General features: G+C 52.7%; 26 protein-coding genes and 1 pseudogene. 12 read left to right on the plus strand and 15 right to left on the minus strand.

Annotated elements, in window-relative coordinates; translation table 11 throughout:
* Nucleotides 1-3: 3 nt before the first annotated feature.
* The 4 genes from KGP26_RS14095 to KGP26_RS14110 form a co-directional block, all read right to left on the minus strand.
* Nucleotides 4-1,569: an APC family permease gene (locus KGP26_RS14095; protein ID WP_021806383.1), complete on the minus strand. Its 1,566-nt coding sequence runs from the start codon at nt 1,567-1,569 to the stop codon at nt 4-6.
* A 16-nt stretch (nt 1,570-1,585) separates the two neighbouring features.
* On the minus strand, nt 1,586-3,205 hold the full coding sequence (locus KGP26_RS14100) for an aldehyde dehydrogenase (NADP(+)) (protein ID WP_223665603.1): 1,620 nt from the start codon (nt 3,203-3,205) through the stop codon (nt 1,586-1,588).
* Nucleotides 3,206-3,265: 60 nt separating this feature from the next.
* Entirely contained in the window at nt 3,266-4,186 is a 921-nt protein-coding gene (locus tag KGP26_RS14105; RefSeq protein WP_115158516.1) for a dihydrodipicolinate synthase family protein, read from the minus strand.
* Nucleotides 4,187-4,382: 196 nt separating this feature from the next.
* Nucleotides 4,383-5,228, minus strand: a complete 846-nt coding sequence (locus tag KGP26_RS14110; RefSeq protein ID WP_179247454.1) for an AraC family transcriptional regulator — start codon at nt 5,226-5,228, stop codon at nt 4,383-4,385.
* Nucleotides 5,229-5,569: 341 nt separating this feature from the next.
* Between KGP26_RS14110 and KGP26_RS14115 the strand changes: the two genes are divergently transcribed.
* The 5 genes from KGP26_RS14115 to KGP26_RS14135 are packed head-to-tail and all read left to right on the plus strand — an operon-like array spanning nt 5,570 to nt 10,370.
* Complete coding sequence (locus KGP26_RS14115; protein ID WP_223665604.1) at nt 5,570-6,520, plus strand: 4-hydroxyproline epimerase; 951 nt, start codon at nt 5,570-5,572, stop codon at nt 6,518-6,520.
* Nucleotides 6,520-7,635: an FAD-binding oxidoreductase gene (locus KGP26_RS14120; RefSeq protein WP_223665605.1), complete on the plus strand. Its 1,116-nt coding sequence runs from the start codon at nt 6,520-6,522 to the stop codon at nt 7,633-7,635. Before KGP26_RS14115 ends, KGP26_RS14120 begins: the two co-directional genes overlap by 1 nt.
* Complete coding sequence (locus KGP26_RS14125; RefSeq protein WP_021806389.1) at nt 7,632-7,880, plus strand: (2Fe-2S)-binding protein; 249 nt, start codon at nt 7,632-7,634, stop codon at nt 7,878-7,880. Before KGP26_RS14120 ends, KGP26_RS14125 begins: the two co-directional genes overlap by 4 nt.
* Nucleotides 7,877-9,184 (plus strand): FAD/NAD(P)-binding oxidoreductase, encoded by a 1,308-nt coding sequence (locus tag KGP26_RS14130; protein WP_223665606.1) that lies wholly within the window; start codon nt 7,877-7,879, stop codon nt 9,182-9,184. Before KGP26_RS14125 ends, KGP26_RS14130 begins: the two co-directional genes overlap by 4 nt.
* 31 nt (nt 9,185-9,215) lie before the next feature.
* Nucleotides 9,216-10,370 carry an IS481 family transposase gene (locus KGP26_RS14135; protein WP_223664188.1) on the plus strand — a complete coding sequence of 385 codons (1,155 nt, stop codon included), beginning with the start codon at nt 9,216-9,218 and terminating at the stop codon, nt 10,368-10,370.
* A 244-nt stretch (nt 10,371-10,614) separates the two neighbouring features.
* Here the strand turns inward: KGP26_RS14135 and KGP26_RS14140 are convergent, their stop codons facing one another.
* Together KGP26_RS14140 and KGP26_RS30410 are read right to left on the minus strand one after the other, a co-directional pair.
* On the minus strand, nt 10,615-10,965 hold the full coding sequence (locus KGP26_RS14140; protein WP_039995080.1) for a hypothetical protein: 351 nt from the start codon (nt 10,963-10,965) through the stop codon (nt 10,615-10,617).
* Nucleotides 10,966-10,975: 10 nt separating this feature from the next.
* Nucleotides 10,976-11,065, minus strand: a complete 90-nt coding sequence (locus KGP26_RS30410; protein WP_253249445.1) for a hypothetical protein — start codon at nt 11,063-11,065, stop codon at nt 10,976-10,978.
* 236 nt (nt 11,066-11,301) lie between these two features.
* Between KGP26_RS30410 and KGP26_RS14150 the strand changes: the two genes are divergently transcribed.
* A complete protein-coding gene (locus KGP26_RS14150) occupies nt 11,302-12,624 on the plus strand; it encodes a glycoside hydrolase family 10 protein (RefSeq protein ID WP_371824951.1) in 1,323 nt (440 codons plus the stop codon).
* 34 nt (nt 12,625-12,658) lie between these two features.
* Here KGP26_RS14150 and blaSFDC read toward each other — a convergent pair whose 3' ends face one another.
* Nucleotides 12,659-13,807, minus strand: coding sequence for an SFDC family class C beta-lactamase (gene blaSFDC, locus KGP26_RS14155; protein ID WP_223665607.1), 1,149 nt, complete (start codon nt 13,805-13,807; stop codon nt 12,659-12,661).
* A gap of 257 nt (nt 13,808-14,064) precedes the next feature.
* Between blaSFDC and KGP26_RS14160 the strand changes: the two genes are divergently transcribed.
* The gene (locus KGP26_RS14160; protein WP_209522982.1) at nt 14,065-14,961 is read left to right on the plus strand and encodes a PhzF family phenazine biosynthesis protein; all 897 of its coding nucleotides are present in this window, start codon (nt 14,065-14,067) and stop codon (nt 14,959-14,961) included.
* Nucleotides 14,962-15,037: 76 nt separating this feature from the next.
* Here KGP26_RS14160 and KGP26_RS14165 read toward each other — a convergent pair whose 3' ends face one another.
* On the minus strand, nt 15,038-15,655 hold the full coding sequence (locus tag KGP26_RS14165; RefSeq protein ID WP_223665608.1) for a histidine phosphatase family protein: 618 nt from the start codon (nt 15,653-15,655) through the stop codon (nt 15,038-15,040).
* Between the two features lie 95 nt (nt 15,656-15,750).
* Between KGP26_RS14165 and KGP26_RS14170 the strand changes: the two genes are divergently transcribed.
* Nucleotides 15,751-16,449, plus strand: a complete 699-nt coding sequence (locus tag KGP26_RS14170; protein ID WP_209554323.1) for an RluA family pseudouridine synthase — start codon at nt 15,751-15,753, stop codon at nt 16,447-16,449.
* A 91-nt stretch (nt 16,450-16,540) separates the two neighbouring features.
* Here the strand turns inward: KGP26_RS14170 and KGP26_RS14175 are convergent, their stop codons facing one another.
* The 3 genes from KGP26_RS14175 to KGP26_RS14185 form a co-directional block, all read right to left on the minus strand.
* Entirely contained in the window at nt 16,541-16,843 is a 303-nt protein-coding gene (locus KGP26_RS14175; RefSeq protein ID WP_037375905.1) for a hypothetical protein, read from the minus strand.
* 170 nt (nt 16,844-17,013) lie between these two features.
* Nucleotides 17,014-17,523: a GrpB family protein gene (locus KGP26_RS14180; RefSeq protein WP_223665609.1), complete on the minus strand. Its 510-nt coding sequence runs from the start codon at nt 17,521-17,523 to the stop codon at nt 17,014-17,016.
* Nucleotides 17,511-17,915, minus strand: coding sequence for a VOC family protein (locus KGP26_RS14185; protein WP_209527260.1), 405 nt, complete (start codon nt 17,913-17,915; stop codon nt 17,511-17,513). The genes KGP26_RS14180 and KGP26_RS14185 overlap by 13 nt, the downstream gene beginning before the upstream one ends.
* A 147-nt stretch (nt 17,916-18,062) precedes the next feature.
* Here KGP26_RS14185 and KGP26_RS14190 point away from each other — a divergent pair, with 147 nt between their 5' ends.
* Together KGP26_RS14190 and KGP26_RS14195 are read left to right on the plus strand one after the other, a co-directional pair.
* Complete coding sequence (locus tag KGP26_RS14190) at nt 18,063-18,467, plus strand: NUDIX domain-containing protein (RefSeq protein WP_223665610.1); 405 nt, start codon at nt 18,063-18,065, stop codon at nt 18,465-18,467.
* A gap of 60 nt (nt 18,468-18,527) precedes the next feature.
* On the plus strand, nt 18,528-19,082 hold the full coding sequence (locus KGP26_RS14195) for a GNAT family N-acetyltransferase (protein ID WP_059200821.1): 555 nt from the start codon (nt 18,528-18,530) through the stop codon (nt 19,080-19,082).
* Nucleotides 19,083-19,290: 208 nt separating this feature from the next.
* Here the strand turns inward: KGP26_RS14195 and KGP26_RS14200 are convergent, their stop codons facing one another.
* The 3 genes from KGP26_RS14200 to KGP26_RS14210 all read right to left on the minus strand — a co-directional run bounded on the left by KGP26_RS14200 (nt 19,291) and on the right by KGP26_RS14210 (nt 21,045).
* Nucleotides 19,291-20,250, minus strand: coding sequence for a hypothetical protein (locus tag KGP26_RS14200; RefSeq protein WP_059202033.1), 960 nt, complete (start codon nt 20,248-20,250; stop codon nt 19,291-19,293).
* Between the two features lie 96 nt (nt 20,251-20,346).
* Nucleotides 20,347-20,859 carry a hypothetical protein gene (locus KGP26_RS14205; protein WP_037375908.1) on the minus strand — a complete coding sequence of 171 codons (513 nt, stop codon included), beginning with the start codon at nt 20,857-20,859 and terminating at the stop codon, nt 20,347-20,349.
* Nucleotides 20,860-21,045, minus strand: a complete 186-nt coding sequence (locus KGP26_RS14210; protein WP_094981706.1) for a hypothetical protein — start codon at nt 21,043-21,045, stop codon at nt 20,860-20,862.
* Nucleotides 21,046-21,244: 199 nt separating this feature from the next.
* On the opposite strand from KGP26_RS14210, the gene KGP26_RS14215 reads away from it, so the two are divergent.
* Together KGP26_RS14215 and KGP26_RS14220 are read left to right on the plus strand one after the other, a co-directional pair.
* Nucleotides 21,245-22,423, plus strand: a complete 1,179-nt coding sequence (locus KGP26_RS14215; protein WP_021806404.1) for a hypothetical protein — start codon at nt 21,245-21,247, stop codon at nt 22,421-22,423.
* A gap of 128 nt (nt 22,424-22,551) precedes the next feature.
* A complete protein-coding gene (locus KGP26_RS14220) occupies nt 22,552-23,088 on the plus strand; it encodes a dihydrofolate reductase family protein (protein ID WP_223665611.1) in 537 nt (178 codons plus the stop codon).
* Between the two features lie 59 nt (nt 23,089-23,147).
* On the opposite strand, the pseudogene KGP26_RS14225 reads toward KGP26_RS14220, so the two are convergent.
* Nucleotides 23,148-23,270, minus strand: a pseudogene (locus KGP26_RS14225) (MerR family DNA-binding transcriptional regulator); the annotation flags it as partial.
* Nucleotides 23,271-23,481 lie beyond the last annotated feature (211 nt).

The raw sequence follows: 23,481 nt of genomic DNA on the forward strand, positions 1-23,481 counted from the left end.
GCATTACTCTTCCTCGTCCCCGACAAAATTTGCCTGAGGTAAACAGGTGTAAGCTCCCCAGTAATAAATCAGCAGCGCGATGGCCGCTACCAGCAGGGTGTCCCATGGGTGGCCAATAGCATTGATGCCGCCAAAACTGCCGAGATAGGAAGCCACGATGATCAAGGCGTAGAAAGCGATCAGCCACAGCGAGGACCAAATCTGCTGCTTCAGGCTGACGGCGTGAGTCGGCACTTTGTTTTTAAACAGAATATAGACAAAGAACATCAGAATTTGCAGGCCAAGCAGCCAGGAGACGGTGTTCCAGCCTGACCAGTAAACGATCAATGCCGAAATGATGAATGACACCGGTCCTAACACGCTAAATCCCCAGACAAAGAACGGCCGCGGCAAATTCGGTGCATTACGGCGTAGCCCGGCGGCGGTAACCGGGGCAATGGCATAGCTAAGTACCAGTGCGGCGGAGACCACTCCGATCAGCTTTTCCCAGGAAGGGAACGGCAACGTCCAGAAGATAGCCAGCCCGAAAGTCAGCCAAAGTGCAGGACGCGGGATCCCCGACTCACCATCGACGCGGGTAAAAATTTTGAAGAAAGTCCCTGCCCGCGCCCAACCATACACAACTCGCGGCGTGGCATTCATATAGATATTGCCCGTGCCGCTCGGTGAAACGATCGCGTCACTCACCACCAGAAAAGCCAACCACCCCATCCCCAGCGTAACGGCAATATCGCGGTACGGCAGCGAAAAGTGCTTGCTGATATCCTGCCAGCCACCGCTCAGCATTTCGCTTGGAATACTGCCGAGGAAAGCCAGTTGCAGCAGCACATAGATAATGGTGGAAAGCACCACCGACAGGATCAGCGCGATCGGGATGGTACGCTGCGGCTTTTGGACTTCGCTGGCCACCGAAATAATTGGCGTCAGCCCCAGATAGGCGAAGATGATCCCACCGGCGGAAATCGCCGCTTCCACCCCGGCGGAACCAAAGGGCGCAAAGCCTTGGCTGTGCAGGTTTTCAGGCTTGAAGAAGGTGAACAGTACCACGATCACCAGCACCGGCACGATGAACTTGAGTATGCTGATCAGGTTGTTGGATTTGGCAAACGTCTTCACGCTGTAGTAATTCAGCGTAAAGAACAAACACAGCAAGATAAATTGCGTCAGCCAACCGATCAACGTGGGATCGCCCGAGCCTGGCTGGCTGAGAGCGGGGAACCAGGCTGCTGCATATTGCCGGGCGGCGACGACCTCGATCGAGATCAGGCTGGAGAACGCAATCAGTGTGATGAACCCCAACAGATACCCCATCAGCTCCCCATGGGAAAACACCGGGTAACGAATGATGCCACCGGCACGGGGAAGCGCGGCACCCAGCTCGCAATAAACAATGCCCAGCAGCAGTACAGCGAGCCCACCGATCAGCCACGAATAGATCCCCGCAGGGCCCGCGATGGCAGCAACATGGCTGGCGGCGAACAGCCAGCCGGAACCAAAAATCGCGCCCAGGCCGATAAACGTCAGATCGGTTAACGTCAGCTGCTTTTTAAATTTTCCCTGTATGGTCATAGCATTACCTTTCGAATTATTTCATTGCCGCAGGTGAATGGAGGGCTGCGCGGGTGTATTCACCGTTGACCAGGCGCAACAGGTTCAGAGGATTGCTGTCTTGCAGCGCGGGGGGCAATAACGCTGCCGGGTAGTTTTGCAGGCAGACCGGGCGCAAAAACCGCTCGATAGCCAGCGTACCAACCGATGTGCCACGGGGATCGCTGGTCGCCGGATACGGGCCGCCGTGCACCATGGCTTCGCAGACTTCCACGCCGGTCGGATAACCGTTAAACAGGACACGCCCCGCTTTGTGGATTAGTAATTGTGCCAATTCACTCGCCTCACCAAGATCTTCCTGTTCAGCCAGTAGCGTGGCGGTGAGTTGCCCTTGCAGGCTTTCCAGTGCGGCAAGCAGTTGCGCCCGGTCCGCGACTTCAACCACGATCGCCACGGGGCCAAAGACTTCTTCCTGCAACAGCGGATCGGCGTTAAGTAACAAACCACTGTCGGCCTGATAGAGCTGGGCTACCGCCAGATGGGGGGGGGCTGCCCTGCTTCCGGCCAGATGCCGTAGCTGAGGATGGTGATCCCATCTCTGCAAGCCCCCCAGATAATGATCCCGCGTACCGGCATTCAGCATGGTTTGTGGCGGGCAAGCATTAACCTGTGCTTGTAAATCGGCGATCAGCTGGCTGAAGGCGGGGCTGCGCTGGCCGATAATCAGCCCCGGCTTGGTGCAGAATTGGCCGCAACCGAGCGTGAAAGAGGCAACCAACTCTTGCGCAATTTTTTCACCACGCTGAGCCAATGCCTGTGGCAAGACCACCACCGGGTTGATGCTCGACATTTCGGCAAACACCGGGATGGGGTGTGGACGTTGCATCGCCAAATCAAATAATGCCCGGCCACCTTGCAACGAGCCGGTGAACCCTACCGCCTGGATCGCAGGATGTTGCACCAAATCGGCACCGATGCTGCTGCCGAACACCATATTGAAGACACCGGCAGGCATCTGCTGTTTTTGCACCGCACGTTCAATAGCCTGCGCGGTCAATTCCGCCGTGATCATATGGCCACTATGTGCCTTGAACACCACCGGGCAACCGGCGGCCAGCGCGGCAGCGGTATCACCCCCGGCGGTAGAGAACGCCAGCGGGAAATTACTGGCACCAAACACCGCCACAGGACCGATGGCGACGCGATACTGGCGTAAATCAGGCCTTGGCAGCGGTGTACGCTCTGGTAATGCGCAATCAATTCTCGCCCCGTGCACGCGGCCGCTGCGTAGCAGTTCGGCAAACAGTCGCATCTGCCCGCTGGTTCTAGCGCGCTCACCAATCAGACGAGGGATAGGCAGCGCGGTCTCTTGTGTGGCAAAGGCAAAAAACTCCTCCCCTAACGCGTCCAATTCATCGGCTATGGCGGCGAAAAAATCTGCTCGCTGCTCGGCGCTGGTTTGGCTATAGGCGCTAAAGGCTCGGGCAGCGGCCTGCGCTGCGGCATCAACCTCTGCAATGCTGGCCTGATGGAAGCGATAACCTGTTGGCTGATTATTATCGGCCCGCAGGCTGATGAGTTCGGCGTTACCGCTAGCTATCCGCTGCCCGCCAATAAACTGTTTGCCGCTAAGGGCGTATGTGTTGTGAGTTGGCATTGGTTTCCCCTGTTCGATTACCTGTTATTGCCCGGCTAAATGCCGGGCCTCCATGAGAGATCACAGGCCGACATCTGGCAGCGTCGGACGGTTGGACAGAGCGGTTTTGATAATCGTCGTCACCTCTTGCAGCGTTTCTCCCTGCAGTGCCAAACGCGGTGGGCGGGTCACCGCGCTGCCACGGCCGACCAGTTCTTCACAGAGCTTGATGCACTGCACCAGGTCTGGACGGGCATCCAGATGCAGCAACGGCATAAACCAGCTATACAGGGCCAGTGCTTCTTCGAAACGCTTTTGCTTCGCCAGCCGGAACAAGGTTTCCCCTTCGCGTGGGAATGCGTTGGACATGCCGGATATCCACCCTTCTGCTCCTACGGCGAGGCTTTCCAGGACCACGTCGTCCAACCCGGCGAACAACACGAAACGATCGCCAACCGCATTGCGTAAATCGATAAAGCGGCGGGTATCGCCAGATGAGTCTTTGAAACAGACGATGTTGTCGCAGTCGACTAACGTAGTGAGAATGTCAGGTGTGACATCGTTTTTATAAATCGGCGGGTTGTTGTAGACCATGATCGGCAGATCGGTGGCGGTGGCCACGCTGCGGAAGTGTGCTGCAGTTTCGTGCGGTTTGGATGAATAAACCAGCGCAGGCATCACCATCACGCCGTCGATACCGGCTTTTTCCGCTTCGCGCGCCATATTCTGTGCAAAGGCGGTGGTGAATTCGGCAATCCCGGCGATCACCGGTATTTTGCCTTGTGCGGCGTCTTTCGCCACCTCGATCACCGCCAGTTTCTCCTGCATCGTCAGCGAGGTGTTTTCACCCACGGTGCCGCAGACGACCAGGCCAGAGACACCGTCTTTGACCAGGTTTTTGATCACCGCATGGGTAGCATCAAGATCCAGAGAAAAATCGCTGCGAAATTGCGTACTGACTGCCGGAAATACCCCACTCCAGTTAATCGCTTTATTGCTCATCGTATGGGTCCCTTTTGCTTGAAATGTTAATTGCCGGTTAATTTATAGTGAAATTCAATAACAGATTGACCGGTATTCTCGGCAGCGGCTTGACGGTTTTCACCGAATGCGAGGACGAAATTGGCATAATGAGGGGGAATTGCGCGCAGCGAAGCCTGTGACGCAGTTGCATCATAAAATTCATAATTTCAGCTAATTAGGGAACTAATGTGGCCCGAAAATCGCGGGGGCTAGCACCGGTCATGGCCTTGAACTGGCGGCTGAAAGCGCTGTGATCGGTATAACCGCATTGCAAAGCGATCTCGGTAATTGGCATATCGCCGGCCAGCAGTTCTGTGGCTTTCTCTAACCGGACTTTGTGGATCATCTGGCGAGGTGTCAGGTGGAAAATACGTTTACAGTAGCGCTCGATTTGCGCCACGGAAAGGCCGGTCAGCGCCCTCAACTCTTCCATCGCGATCGGCCTGCCGTAATGCTGACGGATATAAACATCCAACGCCGCCAATCGCTGATAGGCCGGGTGGTTAGCCTTTGCTTCCTGCAAATCATGTGAGATCCCGGCCATGCCGATAATCTTGCCCTGCTGGTCATACAGCGCCAGCTTTTGCGTCAGGCACCAGCCCGTTTCACGGCCGCTGTATAGGTGCATTTCAAGCTGATCCTGGATCTGTACCCCTTGGTGTAACACCCGCAGATCTTGCTCGGTATAGCCTGAACCCAACTGGGTTGGGAAAACGTCTGCCGAGGTTTTGCCCAATAGCGGCGTCACCGTTTTAAAACCACAGCGTTTGGCCAAGGTGAGATTGGCCAACAGATAGCGGGCCTGCGCATCCTTGATAAAAAACACCACATTGGGAATGGCATTAAGCAGCGGCGCAATCAATGCCAGCGAGTTCAATACGCTATGTAACGAATGGGGACGCTGTTGCACCAACCCATCACAGAACTGAGTGAGGTGTTCGACAGCAAAGCACTCTTGTGGTTGCTGCTCAGCAATGCAGGGAGTGAGCAGAGGAGCCTGAAAGCTTGAGGTTAATCGCATAGCAATACCCTTTTCAGCAAGTGGCCATAATTGGCTGTTTTTAACTCACCTGGATCAGTATTAACTTTTCTGTAACTTATCAAGCGCGTTGTTTCCAATATGCGGATCACCGCAAACTTTTGGCAGGTTTCAGGCTATCTAATCAAATTTTGGCGCTGAAAAATAATTAATATTCTGATAAATAAATACTTTTTATTACCCTCTGAATGATGGGTTCGCTCAGGCAATTTAGCACTGTGCTGATTTCGGCATGGCCTTTGCCGAAACAGGTCAAGCCGCAAGGGTAGCTTTCGGTCAGTCTTAGGTGGTTAGTAACAATTAATTAACCTTGAGAGGCTCCGATGATACCTGCATCCCCCTTCATCACCTTACGAGCGATCGATTCCCATACCGGCGGTGAACCCACCCGGCTGATTATCGACGGTTTTCCCGACCTGGGCAGTGGCAGCATGGCCGAGCGAAAGGCGCTTTTCGCACAACGCTATGATGACTGGCGCAGCGCCATCATTCTGGAACCCCGGGGCAACGATGTCTTGGTGGGAGCGTTACTGTGCTCGCCCTGCTCACCGCAAGCCGCGGCCGGGGTGATATTTTTCAATAATGCCGGATATCTGGGCATGTGCGGCCACGGCACGATTGGATTAATCACTTCCCTGGCTTACCTGGGGCGCATTAGCGCTGGCGAACATCTGATCGAAACCCCTGTTGGGACGGTGAACGCCACGCTACACGCCGATGGCAGCGTAACCATTGAGAATGTCCCCGCCTATCGTTACCGCCAGCAGGTAGCCGTGACCGTTGACGGCTATGGCGAGGTAACCGGCGATATCGCCTGGGGGGGCAACTGGTTCTTTCTCATCAGCGATCATCATTTGGCGATCGACACCCACAATCTGGAAGCGCTAACGGCCTTTAGCTGGGCGGTACGGCAGGCGCTCGAAAACGCGGGGATCTACGGTGAAGACGGAGGGATCATCGATCATATTGAGCTTTTTTCCGCCGATGAACGTGCCGATAGCCGCAATTTCGTGTTGTGCCCAGGCAAGGCCTACGATCGCTCGCCGTGCGGCACCGGGACCAGCGCCAAACTCGCCTGCCTGGCGGCAGACGGTAAATTACAGCCAGGTGAAGTATGGCGGCAGGCCAGCGTGATCGGCAGTGAATTCAGCGGATATTACCAGCCTGGTGAAGGCAACCGCGTGACGCCGTTTATTCGCGGGGAGGCTTTTATCTGCGCCGATAGCCAACTGTTGCTGGATGAGCGTGACGCTTTCGCCTGGGGGATACGTTAATGGCAACCGCCGATGTGATTGTCATTGGCGCAGGCATTATCGGTGCTGCCTGCGCGTGGCAGTTAGCACAACAAGGGTTACGAGTGTTACTGATTGACGATCGCCGCCCTGGCGCCACCGCTGCGGGCATGGGCCATTTGGTTTGCATGGATGACAACCCCGCAGAGCTGGCGCTGAGTGCCTACTCCCTACATTTGTGGCGCAGCGTGCTGGACCGTATGCCGGATAACTGTGCCTGGCGCGGCTGCGGTACGCTGTGGTTGGCGGAAAAACCGCAAGAAATGGCGATTGCCGAAGTGAAGCAGCAGCGGATGGCAGCACTTGGGGTCAACAGTGAACTCATGGACTCACAACAAGTCGCACAGCTTGAACCTATGTTGCGTAGCGGCTTGGCCGGAGGATTGCGCGTGCCGGGGGATGGCATTATTTATGCCCCTAATGCTGCGCGCTGGTTGATTGAAGATGCGGGGGATGCAGTACGGCGGGTTTACGGTGAAGTGGTCGCGTTGGAACAACAGGCGGTGATACTGGCCAACGGGGAGCGACTGAGCGCACCGGTGATAGCGTTAGCCTGCGGATTACACGCCGACAAGCTGTTGCCAGCCCCGCTGCTCAGAGCGAAAAAAGGCCAACTGGCGATCACCGATCGATACCCGCAACGGGTTAGGCACCAATTGGTTGAGTTGGGCTATGGGGCTAGTGCGCATGCCTCTGATGGGACCTCGGTGGCCTTTAACGTTCAGGCTCGCCCAACCGGCCAACTGCTGATCGGTTCCTCACGCCAGTTTGATTCGCTCGATCCGGCAATCGACATGCCGTTGCTCGCCACCATGCTCAAGCGTGCCGCAGAGTTCCTGCCCGCATTGGCAACCATGAGCCTCATCCGCTGCTGGGCGGGGGTTCGGGCAGCATCGGCGGATGGTTTACCCCTGTTAGGACCCCACCCGGCTTATCCATGGCTGTGGTTGGCTCTGGGCCATGAAGGGCTGGGCGTCACCACGGCAATGGGCAGCGCCGCCTTGATCGTCGCACAAATCCAACAGCAGCGCACAGCAATAGATGACTCCCCTTATCGAGCCGCGCGAATGTTCACTTCAAACGAGGCCCACCAATGAAACTGATCACCTTAACCATTGCCGGGCAACCTTATCAGGTACAGGAAGGTATCACCGTGGCCGCCGCACTCAGCTTAAGTGGACAAGATCATTGCCGGATCTCCGTCAGCCAGCAGCCACGCGCGCCCTTTTGTGGCATGGGCGTGTGCCAGGAATGCCGAGTGATCATCAATGGCGTACAGCAGTTGGCCTGCCAAACCTTGTGCCAACCCGAGATGAGTATCGAAAGGAACGGAGAGAAATGAACAACCTGCAATGCGAAGTGTTGATTATTGGTGCTGGCCCTGCCGGATTGGCAGCAGCGCTGGCCGTAGGCGAAAGCCGGCAACGCATAGTCATGCTTGATGATAACCCTCGGCCTGGTGGGCAAATCTGGCGTGATGGGCCAGCGGTCACCTTACCCGCGATCGCCCTACGCTATCGGCAAGCCGTTGAGGCGTTGGATAACGTCACCCTGCTCAGTGCGACAAAAGTCGTGGCGCAAAGCGGACCACAGCAACTGCTGTATGAAAATGCCCAGGGTTGCGGGACGATCAACTATCAGCGCTTAATCTTATGCTGCGGTGCGCGCGAGCTGTTATTGCCCTTCCCTGGCTGGACACTACCGGGCGTAACAGGGGCTGGCGGCTTACAGGCGCAGCTCAAAAATGGCTTATCGCTGCAAGGCGAACGGATCGTCATTGCTGGCAGCGGACCGTTGCTACTCGCGGTTGCCGATAGCGTCACCAAAGCGGGCGGTAAGGTCATACTGCTGGCCGAACAAGCCCCGATGAAACGCCTGGCGAGATTCGCCAGCGGGTTGTGGCATTGGCCAGTGAAAGTACGGCAGTCATTCCGCTTGATTAACCGCCGCTATCGTCCCAATAGCTACGTAGTGGAAGCGCTAGGCGAGCAGCGGCTGACCGCAGTTCGCGTCCAACAAGGGGAGCAGGTTCGTACGATCGCCTGCGATCGACTTGCCTGTGGATTCGGGCTGGTGGCGAATATCGAATTAGCCATGCTATTGGGGTGCAGAATAGAGAATGCGGCCATTGCCGTTGATGCATTGCAACAAACCAGCGTGGCCAACCTGTATGCTGCGGGTGAATGTACCGGTGTGGGGGGAAGTGAACTGGCTTTGGCGGAAGGCGCGATTGCCGGGTATGCCGCCAGCGGTAATAGCGTACGTGCTCAGGCACTACTGGCAAAACGGAATGTATGGCAGCACTTTGCCGCCGCAGTCAGCCAAACCTTTGTACTAAACCCAACGCTGAAAACCCTCGGCGCAGCCGACACCTTCCTGTGCCGCTGTGAGGATGTAGCGCTGGGGGAGATTGATGCCAAAACGGGTTGGGCAGCGACCAAACTGCATAGCCGCTGCGGTATGGGTGCTTGCCAGGGGAAAATTTGCGCCACGGCGGCCCGACATCTGTTTGACTGGCCCCTACCGCAACCAAGAGTGCCTTTGACCCCGGCACGGCTTGAGACACTGGCTTTACTGGCCCCTCACCCCAACCCTCTCCCTGTACAGACCGGGGACATCATGAACACTTGTTCGGGGACATGGTAGACACTTACAACATAGGTATGAGTACTTCTGAGTGGAGTTGCTTATGCCGTGGGATGAGAGATCTGCCATGTCATTACGTACCGAGTTTGTGCTTTTCGCCTCGCAAGAAGGCGCTAATATCCGTGCGCTATGCCGTCAGTTCGGCATAGCGCCTGCTACCGCATACAAGTGGTTACATCGCTGGCAGTCTGATGGGCGCGCCGGTCTGAACGAACGTTCTCGAGTGCCACACCATTCTCCTTCCAGAACACCCGATATCGTTGTCCAATACCTCCGCGCTGCACACCAGGCCCATCCGATGTGGGGCGCACGCAAGCTCAAGCGGTGGCTCGAGATGCAGGGGCATACGTTACCGGCCGCCAGCACCGTGCATAACCTCATGCGCCACCATGACCTGCTACCGGGCGGTCCGTCACCAGCGCCCACCGTCGGACGCTTTGAACATGACGCCCCGAACCGACTCTGGCAGATGGACTTTAAAGGCCACTTCCCCTTCGCCGAAGGGCGTTGTCATCCGCTGACCTTGCTGGATGACCATTCGCGCTTCTCGCTCTGTCTGGCGCACTGCCCAGACGAACGACGAGTCACCGTGCAGTCTCAGTTGATAGCGGTGTTCGAACGTTATGGCTTGCCGGAGAGAATGACCATGGATAACGGGGCACCCTGGGGCGACACGACGGGCAGTTGGACCGCGCTGGAACTGTGGCTGATGCGTCAGGGTATCCGGGTGGGTCACTCTCGGCCTTATCATCCTCAGACTCAGGGTAAGCTGGAGCGCTTCCACCGCAGCCTGAAGGCAGAGCTCCTGCAGGGACGGTGGTTTACCCATGCCGCGCAGTTGCAGGAGGTGTTCGACGCCTGGCGAGATACCTACAACCTGGAACGCCCACACGAAGCGCTGTCAATGGCGGTACCGGCGTCCCATTATCAGCCTTCATCGCGACAGTACAATGGCAATCCGGCGGCAGCCGAGTATGACGAGGGGGTCTTGGTCAGGAAAGTGGATATCAGTGGAAAACTGAGCCTGAAAGGGATGAGCCTGAAAGTGGGCAAGGCCTTTATCGGTGAATATGTCGGGCTGAAGGCAAGTGAGAGAGAGGGCTACTACGAGGTATGGTGGTACAGCACGAAAGTGGGGATGATCGACCTGAGAAATAGGTCGATCATCATGGGTAAAGGATGTTAAAAAGTGTTCACCATGTCCTTGAACACCTGTCTACCATGTCCCCGGTCTGTACACTCCCACAGGGAGAGGGAGCTGGTACAGTGTCGTTTTCTGGTGTAAAGGTGATCTGCGATAGAGTTGATACAGAAGAGGAGTTTACTAAATAAATTGTGGCACTCCCAAAGGGCGAGCTCCGGGCGTTGTATCAGCCTGGAGCACAGCTCTTTGCATCAAAAATGCAGACTTCAGAAACGCGGCCTGTTATTTATAGCCAGCTGGTGTTTTTCCAACCTTTTTTTGCCATGCAGGCAGTAAATGCGGCTTTCCGGCTATTTATATTCACGTCCAAGGGGTAGCTTTCAACGCCTAATTTATTTTCATATTTATAACCACTACTGTTACAGCCATCGTCATCTTTATTGCATTTCAATGAAACCTGCTTTTCAACGCTTCTGGTAGCGACCTCATTTTTAACCGGGTACTGAGCTAATGACTCAGTTTCGCAAAGGTTATTCGCCTCTTGCAGGGTCATTGTTGGCGTACCTAACGGTTCCCATGTGGCAGCACAGCCTGAAAGAATAATGGCGGGAAAAACAGCAAATAGGCGTTTGTTCATAAAAGATTCTTTAGTTAAATTGAAGGAGTAATTTGTTAGCAGAGGACGCTTGTAAACATAACTTACTGAGATCGAGATCTTTATCGGACAAGTTAGTCACTACAACGGTAAAATCCTTGGGATAGAAGACATCATAGTGTAACGGATTTAAACGGCAGATTAACGGCCATACTCCAATCCAACTCCTCGAGAGGAAACGATGCAGCAGGCCACGACAATAGGCCGGTATTCGATCAATCTGCCCTACCGGTATTGACTAAAATTCGAATAATAAGAGAATGATAAGATTGTGTTGGGGCTATCCCAATGAGTAATCAATAGAAGCCGGAGCGAATCATCGCCTGTTCTCATAGCTTTACCAAAGTTAAACAGCTAATCGTACTTCTTGCCGGCGTGCTTTCACTGGCCAGTTGCACCTCCGAACCTGCGAAATCCTTAGTCACTCCGTTGCCTTCGGTGGCAAAACAGCCACTACCGGGTAAATCACAGCAAAGCCAGGAACCCGTGCGCGGCATCTGGCTGGCAACCGTTTCCCGCTTAGACTGGCCGCCAGTGACATCCGTCAATGTCGACAGCCCTGCAATCCGCATTCGCCAACAGCAAGAAGCATTGAAAGGCAAGCTGGATAAACTGCAGACGCTGGGTATCAACACCGTTTTTTTTCAGGTTAAACCTGATGGCACTGCGCTCTGGGCATCAAAAATTTTGCCATGGTCAGATGTGCTGACGGGGAATATTGGCGACAACCCAGGCTATGATCCGCTGCAGTTTATGCTGGATGAGGCACACAAGCGTGGCATGAAAGTCCATGCCTGGTTTAACCCCTACCGGGTATCCGTCAACACCAAGCCAGTAACCATTGATAAACTGAACCGCACATTGTCGCAGCAGCCAGCCAGCGTCTATGTGCTACACCCCGACTGGATCCGCATCGCAGGCGACCGATTTGTGCTCGATCCAGGTATCCCGGAGGTGCGGGACTGGATCACCAGCATCGTGGCGGAGGTGGTTGCCAACTATGATATTGACGGCGTGCAATTTGATGATTATTTCTATGCGGAGTCCCCTGGATCCGTGCTCAACGACAGCCAGACCTTCAAAAAGTATGGGCAACATTTTGGATCCAAAGCGGACTGGCGGCGAGACAATACTAAGCAATTGGTTGGGCAAGTTTCTCGGACTATCAAGAAGTTGAAGCCCGACGTTGAATTTGGTGTCAGCCCTTCTGGCGTATGGCGTAACCACTCACACGATGCGGCAGGTTCCAATACGCGAGGGGCTGCAGCCTATGATGAATCTTATGCCGACACCCGCAGTTGGGTACAGCTTGGTTTACTGGATTACATTGCCCCACAGCTGTATTGGCCCTTCGCGCGTGATGCGGCCCGTTATGATGTGCTCGCCAAATGGTGGGCGAATGTGGTGGCCTCCACCAATACGCGTCTTTATATCGGCGTTGCACTGTATAAAGTTGGGATCCCCTCAAAGAACGAGCCAGATTGGATGGTCAACGGTGGCGTGCAGGAGTTACAAAAGCAGCTGGATTTGAACGAGTCCGTATCGCAAATTAAAGGCACGATCCTGTTCAGAGAGAACTATCTCAATCAGCCACAGACCCAGCAGGCAGTCAATTACCTGAAAAGTCGCTGGGGCAGTTGAGAGATTTAGGGGGCAATATGCCCCCTGCTAAAAATTACTTCTGCAACGCATCAAGAATGCGGTAAGCCGCCTCAACCCGCACAGGATTAGGATAATTTTTGTTAGCCAGCATCACGATGCCGAGATCCTGTTGAGGAATGAAGGCTACATAGCTGCCAAATCCACCGGTTGAGCCGGTTTTATGTACCCAAGAGGCGCTTGATAGTGGCGCTGGCGGAGTGACTTTTGTGACGCTCAGCGCTGCCAGTGCGTTTTTATTATCGCTACCCTCGACCACGGTTTTCTCTTTAACCGGCCAGTTCAGCATTTCCCAACCCAGACCTTGATACATATCACCGGCATGCCAGTAGCGCGACTGGGCAAGCGTAATCCCCTTCTGCAGCGAGGCATCCTTCACTTTGGCAGGCGCCATGTTAGCCTGAACCCAGCTTGCCATATCCTGTATCGACGATTTCACGCCGTAGGCTTCGGCATCAAACATGCCCGGAGAAACGCGAACCGCTTTCCCATCGCGATAGCCCCAGGCATAGTGCTTATCTTCCTGCTGCGGCACGTTTATCCAGGTTTGCGATAGCTTCAACGGTTGGAACACGCGTTTGGTCATCGCCTGTTCAAAACTCATGCCTGATGGTTTGACCATCAGTGCGCCAAACAGGCCAATACTGGCGTTCGAGTAAAGGCGCTTGGTGCCCGGAGCCCACTGCGGTTGCCAGGTTTGATAATAATTCTGCAGCGATGCTTCATCGGTAACATTTTCCGGTATCTGCAGCGGTAAGCCACCGGCGGTATAGGTTGCCAGGTGCAGCAAGCTGATCCCCTGCCATTGCTTGCCAGACAGTGCTGGCCAGTACTTGCTCGCCGGATCGCTTAGGTTGATTTCACCGCGAGCAATGGCATCACCGCCCAGCACTCCTGTGAACGTTTTACTGACCGAACCCAGCTCGAATAAGGTCTGCTGCGTGACTGGCTTTTTGCCCGCAACGTCTGCCAATCCCCAGGTGAAGTAGTAAGGCTGCCCCTGATAAATCACCGCCACGGCCATGCCGGGAATGCCCTGCTCTTGCATCAATGGCGCAACGGTGCGATTAACAATGTCGGCTATCTGTTTTTCCGTTTGCGGTGCTGCAAACAATGAACCTGAGGTGGCGAGTAACAGCACACAGGATAGGGATTTCTTCAACATTGCTATTTTTCCATCATTGAGGGCTAAAGGTTCTATCAGACGCGCTTAGTTTGTAGAACTTGATGATCGGCGGCAAACGGTAAAATTTAGCATCTGTTAAAAGTTTTTCTATTGGCTTGGGTGATAACCCTTGGCGTTAAATCAATCTTAATGAGTGCCAACGTATCACAAAACCCAACCATTTTAAGGTATTAGCAATTGATGTGCGTCATTTAATAGCGCTATCATCAAGCCTTATACCTAGCGGATGACGTCAAATGCTCAGAAAAGATGATGTGAAACCTCGCGCCTACAAACAGGTGGATGTATTTACCACTTCGCCATTGCAGGGGAATCCCTTGGCGGTGATCCTGGAAGCAGAGGGCTTGAATGAAATGCAGATGCTTTCGTTAGCTCGCTGGACCAACCTTTCGGAAACGACGTTTGTTTTCAAACCGACTAATTCGCTAGCCGATTATCAGGTGCGCATTTTTACCCCCGAAAAAGAGCTACCCTTTGCCGGGCATCCGACTTTGGGTACGGCCCATGCATTATTGGAGGCTGGGCTGGTGACCAAACAGCCGGGGGTGGTGATGCAAGAATGCGGGGTTGGTCTGGTTGCGGTCAATATCTTAGCTGAAGGAACGCTGGCGTTTGCTGCGCCGGCGGTAACGCTTCGAACGCTGACTGCAGCAGAAAGGGAAATGCTAATGGCCGCTTTTCAACCTGCGGTTATCGAAGCCGATACGGTGCCGGTCATTGCCGACATGGGTATTCGCTGGCTTATGGTACGTCTGCCAAGCGCTCAATCCTGCCTGACGATGACGCCGGATCATGCCACGATTAAGAAGCTGCAAACCGATCATGAGGTTGATGGTGTGGTGATTTATGGTGCCTATTCATCGGGTGAGCCAGCAGACTATGAAATGCGAGCGTTTCTGGTTGAAGGGGGTAAGTTGGTAGAGGACCCAGTGACTGGCAGTGCCAATGCATGCCTGGCCCGTTTGTTGAAGGAGAATAATTTCCCCGACGGTGGTTCAACGGCGCAGGGGTATCAGGTTCGACAAGGCACCCAACTACATCGCGATGGCCGGGTTAGCGTTCGTTTTATTGACGGTGAGCCTTGGATTGGTGGGCAGAGCTGCACGCTGATTAATGGTCAGTTGCACATTTAGCTGTGGCGATAATTTACGGAGTATCGACATCGTGACCGGGTGCCCTTTCCCGGTTTTAATGATTGCTCATGAATAATCACAACAGCTTAAGTAAATGTGTCGCGATCCCCCATCGCAGAGAGACGCATTTATCCCCAACCAGGTCTAAAACAGAGTAACTCGCGTTCGGTTGAGCATAACTGGAGAAATTGTCGATTCTTCCCTCTTTGAGCAAGGCCAGCACTCCCTGGCTGACTTGGCCATGAGATACAATACATATTGTCTGGTGTGGAGCCACCACTTGTTGGTGGTGCAAAAAATTGATAACTCGCTGAGCGGCCTGCGTCAGCGACTCACCGCCAGGGGGACAAAACTGCGCATCTCGCCCAAATAGCAACTCTGCTTCATTGGGATGGTCATATTGTATTTGTTCCCGTGTCATCCCTTCATAATGACCGAATGCCTGCTCTTTCAGCGCGGGGTCCGCAACCAACGGGCAGAGAAAACGGTCCGCTAGTTCCTGACCCATATGCCAGGCACGACCAAGAGGAGATGCGTAGACACAGTCTGTAGGGTAAGCGGCGTCTGTTAACGCTGCCAGTAAAGCTGATGTCTCAAGCACACCTCGTTTAGTCACCGGACTGTCCATATGCCCCTGGATAATGCCGCGCTGATTCCATTGCGTTTGCGCATGTCGTACAAGTATCACTTTCATCAAAAATTACCGTTGCTCAATCAGGCTAAAGGCCAGATTCGCCAGCCTGCTGAAAATTCGTTATTATCCACATCCACTCTCTATCCGGAAGCATGATGTCTACGATTTTCGATACTTTTATTGCCCCACCGTGCCATGACGAGATAGAGATCCTCTATCAGGACGATCACCTGGTGCTCATCAATAAGCCCGCCGGGCTGCTCAGCCTCTCGGGGAAGAATCCGCAAAATCTCGATTCGGTGCATCATCGGTTGGTACAGATATTCCCCGGCTGCACCCTGATTCACCGCCTTGATTTCGGTACTTCCGGGCTGATGGTGGTTGCACGCAATAAGACTATCAACGCAGCCCTCTGCCAGCAATTCAGCCAGCGCACCGTGACCAAAGTTTACAGCGCACTGCTCTGCGGACACCTGAACGACAACAACGGGGTGATAGATGCTGCGATTGCCAAAGACCCGGCGCTGTTCCCACTGATGTCGATTTGCTCAATCCACGGCAAGCCCGCCCGCTCCCGCTATCGTGTCGTTGAACGCTTAAATCACGAGTTGGAAGACGGGACGTTACTGCCTTTGACGCGTGTAGAGCTAACCCCGGAGACCGGGCGCACCCATCAATTGCGTATTCACTGCCAGCAGTTGGGACACCCTATTTTGGGCTGCGATCTGTATGGCGGTCTCCTAATACCTGGCACCGAACGGACGCCGCGGCTGATGCTGCATGCCAGTGAGCTGCATTTTGTTCATCCTATTAGCGAAGCGTTGATCAAAGCCAGTAATGCCTGCCCGTTTTGAAAGTGAAAGTATCTATAACGAGCCGAACAACTCCTCTTCCAGGCCTTCAGACAATTCTAAAGGGTAGGCAGTTTTTTCTTTCTAGCTTCCATTATTTAAACAGCAATGAAGAAAGCCCTATAAATACTACTAAGCTCATAATCACCTGAACCAAGACGACAAAAAATGCAAGAGCTCCTAACACTGTGGTTTTTCTACGAAGGATAAACGTAATACCGGATAGTACAGCGCTGAACAGAACGGCTTTAAGTATATAAGTTAGTGGTACCATTGCTGCGTAGCCTGTATGTAAACCGGCCATACCAATAAGTCCGATAAACAAGCCACCGCAAAAACCCCATCCCCAGAACGTCATTGGCAAACTTAGCTGCCCTGTTACTAGCTTTTTCAACATAATTACATCCCTTTTATCATGTTAGTATGTAAACTCTTTGTTTTTTTCAAAGTCCACTTCTGGAGCTGGCTAGCCCCAAAGGGCGGAACAACGATGCATCTTTATCTACATGGAGCAGGTCAGAATCTAAAGCGATAAAACATAACATTCGGGTGGGAAAGATCTTTCTATCATTCTAGGTCCATGAGCGCCAGCCGAAGGTGATGTTCAATGAAGTCCGCCTTAAATGCGCTATAGCGATGAGGATCGTTTTCACTTGCTAGCGCCGCAACCCGCTTTATCTCGGCATACTGTTCTGCTGCTTTCTTGTTCTTTATCAAGTAATCACGGAATGCCTGATGTTTTACAATTTGCGCATCGCCTAAAGCGAAAGCATGGACTTGGTGACTACGGTGATCCCCGCTTTTGGTGAAATACCTGCGATTTGGGATACCATTTTCACCACGCGCAGTATATCCGGCTCGTTCCATTGCAGCGTTTAAGTTATCCAACTCATCCAGGCTAACAACCTCCAGCAATATGTCTATGACTGGTTTTGCTGCCAAACCCGGTACCGACGTGCTTCCAATGTGATGAATCCGCAATGCCACCGTACCAAGTGTGAGTTGCAACAGAGAGCTTTCGGCTTCAAAGAGGTCGGGCCAGTGATCATCGTAAGCAACAATAGTTACTTTTCGCATATGTACCCCTTCTCGAGATCCTGACCAACCATCATTCTGTGCCCCTCGGGAGTCCCTACGGTAAATTCACGCATGCCATGCGGTTTATCAACGGGGGGAGCCAATATGATTGCCCCCTTGCTGACAAATTCGTCATAAAGTGTCTGGGCATCATCGACATACAGATAAGCAAAATAGTTGTGATCGCCGGTTTCCGCGGGTGACATAGCATCCGGCGAATGACCTAACATGATACGCACGCATCCCCTGGTGGCGAGTTGCCACCCCATCCCCTCCGGCCATGCCAAGTCAAATCCCAGGACATCGCTAAAATACGCAGAGCTTGTTTTGAGATCGCGAACTGCAATCACAAAAGAACTGGACTGAAAGCTGGCAGCAGGTTTAGTCATCATGTAGTTCCACTTCAAGATGTTGTAGACCAGAGCGTAGCACAGGTTAGAGGATCTGCTTTGCCTGATAGGCTAGGAATCACCCTCCCCACTCTGGTACATTTGATGCCTTCACGCGGGGTGCTTTTCTACCAAACAACGGGATTCAGAATGTCAGAGAGTAAGCAAATTCATATAGCTGCGGCCGTCATCACCGATCGGGCTGGCCGGATCCTTCTGGTCAGAAAACGCAACACGGAGTGGTTTATGCAACCGGGTGGAAAAATTGAATCCGGCGAGCGGCCAGAGGTGGCACTTGCACGTGAACTGGAAGAGGAACTGAATGCCTCCTTCAATCCTGATGAGATGATCCCACTTGGGCGCTTTACGGATCTCGCAGCAAATGAGCCTGGGCACATGCTGATTGCTGACATGTTCAGAATCAGCACCGAAGAGACCCACTTTCTACCCGCTGCAGAAATCGAAGAAGTGATATGGTTTGAACCTTCTAGCAACCAGCAGGTGCAACTGGCCCCGTTTACCAAAAATCATATTCTTTCTATGCTGGAACGTTAACGGGTCATTGGTAGTATCGATCCCCTTCACCATAACAACACATTAGAAAAGGATAATTTCTTGCATTCGATTACCCTGCCATTCTCCACCGAGCGCCTGCGGCTACGCCGCTTTACCCCTGACGATCTCCACGCCTATGCGGCTTACCATCGCCTGCCTGAAGTCTACCGCTACTTGTATGCTCCACCGCCGGAGCAGGCGCAAATGGAAAAGCGATTGGCAAAGGCCGTAGCCTCACGTTTCAGTGAAGACGGTGACACTTTTTATTGTGCCGTCACATTGAAAGATAGCGGCGAACTCATTGGTGAAGTGTTACTGAAACTGGCCAGCAGCGCGGCACTGCAAGGAGAAATCGGTTATATCTTCAATCCGGTTTATGCCGGTAAAGGCTATGCGGCAGAAGCGGTACGTTCGGTGCTGGAACGCGGCTTCACTGAAGTGGGTTTCCACCGCATTTTTGCCCGACTTGATGCAGCCAATCGCGGCTCTATCGGCGTGGTCGAACGCTTGGGTATGCGCAAAGAAGCACATTTACGACAGAACGATCGCTTTGATGGTCAATGGGGCGATGAACTGATTTATGCATTGCTGAAGCAAGAATGGCCACAAAACTGATGCCGAGGGGTTACGGCGGATTCGCTGATATCTAGGAGTAGGCCCTTTTATATGAGGAAACTTCCTGAAAGCTATCGGCCTACCCGTTTAACGACTCGATCGTCTGGTGCTTATTAATAACTGCTCAGCCTCCCGGGGAAAATATAACGGGCCGTGACCTGCCCCCATGATTACTCCGTGAGGCTTTCTTTTCTTAGGCGACTGGTTCCTATTTCTTCGCCAACCAGGGAGACGTCGTGCTCCAGAAAATGATATCTGCACCGAGATAGTCTTCTGCGAATTGCACAAACTCATCCTTGCTAAATGGCTTGCCCGTATTGGGGTTCCTATAGGTCAAGGTCGGCTCTTGCACCGCCATGGCAACGAGTACCAGCTTATTTTTGTATTTGTTGAAGAATGGATAGGAGTTCTTCATTTGCGCCTTGCGGTTGGGAACAATATCTGGGCCGCCAAGCCCAATGTTATTGGCACTTGCGAACTCAAACAGTCGCCCCATGTAATTGTGGTCGTTATTCCATTCGCACGGCCAGAAATTAACATATTGCACCACATGTGACTTGGTGAACACCTTGCGCGCAAAGGTGAGATTTTCCATTTCGCCTGCGAAATAGTTATCACAGGTAAATCCCTTGGGTAGCTTTTTCTCATCAAGATCAATGGCTGTTTCGGGTAAGTTCACACCATAGACTCGGCCATCGAAACGCTCTGCAAGCGCTGCCAACAGAGCCTGATAACGTTGGCGCACAGCGGGATCCCACTGCTGCGCCACCCAACCCGAGCCAATCGGCTTTCCTTCGCCAGGATTGTCAAATTGTGGCGATATCCCACCACCGTACCTGGCATCATTCATCAGATAATCAGGAACGTATCGGGCATTCTGTTCGAAAAACCGATCCTGGATCTGGATGAAAAGTTTTTTCTTGGCCCCTTTAAGACGAGCAAGATCCTGCTCAATCTGCGAAAAGTTGTACTTGTTCTTCTCAGGTTCGAGTGAGCGCCAATTGTAAACGATCTGCGCACCGCCAATGTCGCTACGCGCCATAATGACTGACGCCGCTTCAAGATCGCCTGAGCTGGTATAGACAAAGTTTTCTGGCATTTTAGCTAATACAGGCAGTGTCGCAGTAAGCAATGTTAGTGCGACAGTGAGCCTAATGCGTATGGTCAAGAGGTTATCCCTTTTTAATGGTTTGGTTTGCCGTGTGATGCCTGGCCCTTGGCACAGAGCACGAGTGTGCATACATGCAAAGCCTGTCGCTGAAAACTACCTGAAACTCCATTGTGCGCTAACGACAAAGATTGAGGGAAGAATAATACCACTTTCCACCCCAAAGTAGCTGGTAAAGTTGTATTGAACCGCATGATAGATATAGGGAGAGAACCCCACGCCGGTAGTATCCTTGAACTTTTTATATGAGCCGTCATTACCACATTGACTGAAAGCATCAAAAAAGAACTCACCAACATATCCGTAAACACCCTTAAAAACCCATCCAGAGTCATTAGACATCCAGTCTCTTCGCAGACCCAGTGCGATACAGCGGTCATTGAAACTGTTTTTCATTGTGCCAACCAAAATACTATATTTTGAATCCTCAGAAAACTTTCGTTCTACGGAGAAAAATTTGTTATCAAAGTTCTCCGTGTATTGCCCCTCATTGTTTATCGTATGATACACAAAGGAGCCGGTGTTAATAGAGTATAAATTTATTTCACCTGCGACACATGCGGGCACCACTGTTAACAAACATACCATAGCCACTGACTTATTAAGCATTTAAATGACCTCTTTAAATATGAGTGGTGTTGTTTGAGAGCCCTCTTCTCCTGAAAGATACGGTGCAGTGACTCTGTACGTTTTTCTCTCAGTAACGGTTAGCGCAAGTAGCGCTACAGCAGACAAAGGGGCTGCAATGACCAGCAGGCACACGGCAATCAAACGGGGGAACGAAGGTTTTGCCATACCAAGCTTCTTCCATCACGGATACATCTATTAACAGTAGTACATTCTTTATGGCGGACAAGGATGAACAAAGTGGTGAAATTCGCCTCCCAGCCCCCGGTAGAGAACTCGCTCGGAGAATGCATCCCCCCCATCTATTCACCACATCCCCGATCGGATAGTATTTCCCCACTGAAGGAATAATCAAAAGCAGCGATCCATGGACATCTCAGACTTAGGCCAAGCCCGCAGTAATACCGTCAGTAAGCTCCTCAATGCGCCAGATTTTGCGGCCTTGCTGATTGAACACGGTTGGGCGGCATTCCCAGATCGTTTTTTAAAAGCCGTCGCTAATGCGCAAGATACCGCCACTCAGGTTCTGCTAGATGTGCTGCCCGCCTTGTCGCTGGATGTGAAAATTCAGGTGGCGCAGCAAAGCAAACAGCCGTTTATCGTGCCTTGCATGGTATGGCCAGAGTTGGTCTGGCGTTGGCAACCATGGCAGTATGCCAGCGAGGCATTGGCATGGGAGGCGTTGAATTCCCACTATCCAACGCTGGTAGAGGGGCTTGCCAGCCAATCAATGGCTTCAAGAGCAGACCATGACCGCGCTGCGGACAAAGTGTACTCAGACTATTTTTTGGACCCCGTTGGCCCTATCCTTGATAAGTCGGCAGCCAACCCGGCATGGCCAGCATGCTGGGCAAATATTGCTATTCATCATCCGGATGAGGCCGTGCGTGAAAATATGATTTTCCGGCTGGTCAATCCCTCTAAAGCCCTGTTGCAGTCACTGACCAAAGATCCTTCTCATTTGGTCAGGTGCCGGCTGGTTTCTCGCTATCATGAAGATGAAGCGTTGATGATGGAGCTACTGGACGACGTCAATGTATGGGTCAGAGGTGAACTGGCGGAACGTGCCATATCCAGCCATATATTGGCCCAGCTTAGTCAATCGATGGATCTGTTTGTCCTGAGCAGGCTGGCTCATAACCGGCAGTTTTTCCTTAATCCAAATCCGAGCACAGGCGCCCGACTCGTATGGCAAAAGCTGGCGCAGCATCCCTACGTGTTTACCGAGGAGTGCTTTGCCGGTATGGCAGCACTGACGGAAGATGACATGATAGATTGGCCAATCTTTTCTCGTTGGGTGGAACAACTCGCGGTTAGGTGTCCTCAAGTACGCGATAAAACGCCGCCGTTCCGCACCTTTGGCTATGCTGAATTTCCGGCTTCTGATACCAATTTGTACGACACTGCCAGCAGTCTGTTTCAGTTTAACCGTTCGCTGGCACTCAACCCTTTGACTCCAGTAGCGATCCTCCGCTTATTCAGCCAGTGCCAATTTGAGCCGTTGAGGCAAGAGGTAGCCCAGAATCCAGTCTTGCCTGCATGCTAATACGCCTGATGATAAAGTGGTGAAGTTCGCCGAAGAAGCGCAAGTCGCAAGACTGCTGACAACACCCAACAGGCTAAAAACGTAGGGGCGCTGCATGCTGCGCCCGCTTAGCAAACCAAGGATATCGAATGTCGAAGTTAATTTATTATGTTGCAGCATCTATGGATGGCTACATTGCCACCCAGGATCATGAGCTTGACTGGCTGACTAATTTTATTTTAGGCGATGATGCTACACCCTATGATGACTTCTACCAGAGTATTGGCGCAGTGATTATGGGAGGAAAAACATACAGCTGGATAATGGAGAATGCCCATGGCGACTGGCCTTATCAAGATGTTTCGGCGTTCATTTTGACAAGTCAGGATCTGGCAATACCGCAAGGCACAGGCATAAGTAAAGTTTGTGGCAATGCTAATGATATTGCCAGGCATGCAAAACTGGCGGCAAAAGGTAAGGATGTTTGGGTCGTTGGAGGGGGTAAGTCCGCTGCATTTTTCGCCGATGCTGGTGAATTGGACCAATTACATATCACAACCATTCCCGTATTTCTGGGTGAAGGGATCAAGATCCTACCAGTCAACCGTAACGTGGTTGTGACACCAGTGACCAACAGGTTTTTACAAAGTGGTGCGTTAGAAAGCGTGTTAACTATAAGAAAGTAGTGCCGATTAGACGCCGTGGAATGTGATCGGCGGATAAAACGCAGGCTATGTACGTCCTAAGAGCTGTAATGGCGGTAGCCCGCATCCGACCGTATGGCCTAGGGGAGCAAACCGGTCTGTTCGTAGTAGCGGATCATTTTGGCTGAAACGCCGGAGGACTTGGCTGCTTGACCGATATTCATCGTTCACTCCTTCATAGGGCTACAGTTAGCGTTATTGTCACTGGTCTCCCTCACCCCAGCCCTCTCCCCAAGGAGAGGGAGCTGATTCGGAGCTGCGGTCAGGTGTGGAGATCAACTTACACAGCCTCGAAGCTCCGGAGCTAAGGTAAACACTTGAATCCATTTGTAGCACGGTCGGTCCCCTCTCCCTGTGGGAGAGGGTTAGGGTGAG

Origin of the sequence: Serratia sp. JSRIV002 (assembly GCF_019968725.1) — a bacterium.
Taxonomy (GTDB): Bacteria; Pseudomonadota; Gammaproteobacteria; order Enterobacterales; family Enterobacteriaceae; genus Chania; species Chania fonticola_B.

Coding starts and splice junctions, on each gene's coding strand:
- KGP26_RS14095 (WP_021806383.1), bottom strand. CDS start 1,569: ATGACCATACAGGGAAAATTTAAAAAGCAGCTGACGTTAACCGATCTG.
- KGP26_RS14100 (WP_223665603.1), bottom strand. CDS start 3,205: ATGCCAACTCACAACACATACGCCCTTAGCGGCAAACAGTTTATTGGC.
- KGP26_RS14105 (WP_115158516.1), bottom strand. CDS start 4,186: ATGAGCAATAAAGCGATTAACTGGAGTGGGGTATTTCCGGCAGTCAGT.
- KGP26_RS14110 (WP_179247454.1), bottom strand. CDS start 5,228: ATGCGATTAACCTCAAGCTTTCAGGCTCCTCTGCTCACTCCCTGCATT.
- KGP26_RS14115 (WP_223665604.1), top strand. CDS start 5,570: ATGATACCTGCATCCCCCTTCATCACCTTACGAGCGATCGATTCCCAT.
- KGP26_RS14120 (WP_223665605.1), top strand. CDS start 6,520: ATGGCAACCGCCGATGTGATTGTCATTGGCGCAGGCATTATCGGTGCT.
- KGP26_RS14125 (WP_021806389.1), top strand. CDS start 7,632: ATGAAACTGATCACCTTAACCATTGCCGGGCAACCTTATCAGGTACAG.
- KGP26_RS14130 (WP_223665606.1), top strand. CDS start 7,877: ATGAACAACCTGCAATGCGAAGTGTTGATTATTGGTGCTGGCCCTGCC.
- KGP26_RS14140 (WP_039995080.1), bottom strand. CDS start 10,965: ATGAACAAACGCCTATTTGCTGTTTTTCCCGCCATTATTCTTTCAGGC.
- blaSFDC (WP_223665607.1), bottom strand. CDS start 13,807: ATGTTGAAGAAATCCCTATCCTGTGTGCTGTTACTCGCCACCTCAGGT.
- KGP26_RS14160 (WP_209522982.1), top strand. CDS start 14,065: ATGCTCAGAAAAGATGATGTGAAACCTCGCGCCTACAAACAGGTGGAT.
- KGP26_RS14165 (WP_223665608.1), bottom strand. CDS start 15,655: ATGAAAGTGATACTTGTACGACATGCGCAAACGCAATGGAATCAGCGC.
- KGP26_RS14170 (WP_209554323.1), top strand. CDS start 15,751: ATGTCTACGATTTTCGATACTTTTATTGCCCCACCGTGCCATGACGAG.
- KGP26_RS14175 (WP_037375905.1), bottom strand. CDS start 16,843: ATGTTGAAAAAGCTAGTAACAGGGCAGCTAAGTTTGCCAATGACGTTC.
- KGP26_RS14180 (WP_223665609.1), bottom strand. CDS start 17,523: ATGCGAAAAGTAACTATTGTTGCTTACGATGATCACTGGCCCGACCTC.
- KGP26_RS14185 (WP_209527260.1), bottom strand. CDS start 17,915: ATGATGACTAAACCTGCTGCCAGCTTTCAGTCCAGTTCTTTTGTGATT.
- KGP26_RS14190 (WP_223665610.1), top strand. CDS start 18,063: ATGTCAGAGAGTAAGCAAATTCATATAGCTGCGGCCGTCATCACCGAT.
- KGP26_RS14205 (WP_037375908.1), bottom strand. CDS start 20,859: ATGCTTAATAAGTCAGTGGCTATGGTATGTTTGTTAACAGTGGTGCCC.
- KGP26_RS14210 (WP_094981706.1), bottom strand. CDS start 21,045: ATGGCAAAACCTTCGTTCCCCCGTTTGATTGCCGTGTGCCTGCTGGTC.
- KGP26_RS14215 (WP_021806404.1), top strand. CDS start 21,245: ATGGACATCTCAGACTTAGGCCAAGCCCGCAGTAATACCGTCAGTAAG.
- KGP26_RS14220 (WP_223665611.1), top strand. CDS start 22,552: ATGTCGAAGTTAATTTATTATGTTGCAGCATCTATGGATGGCTACATT.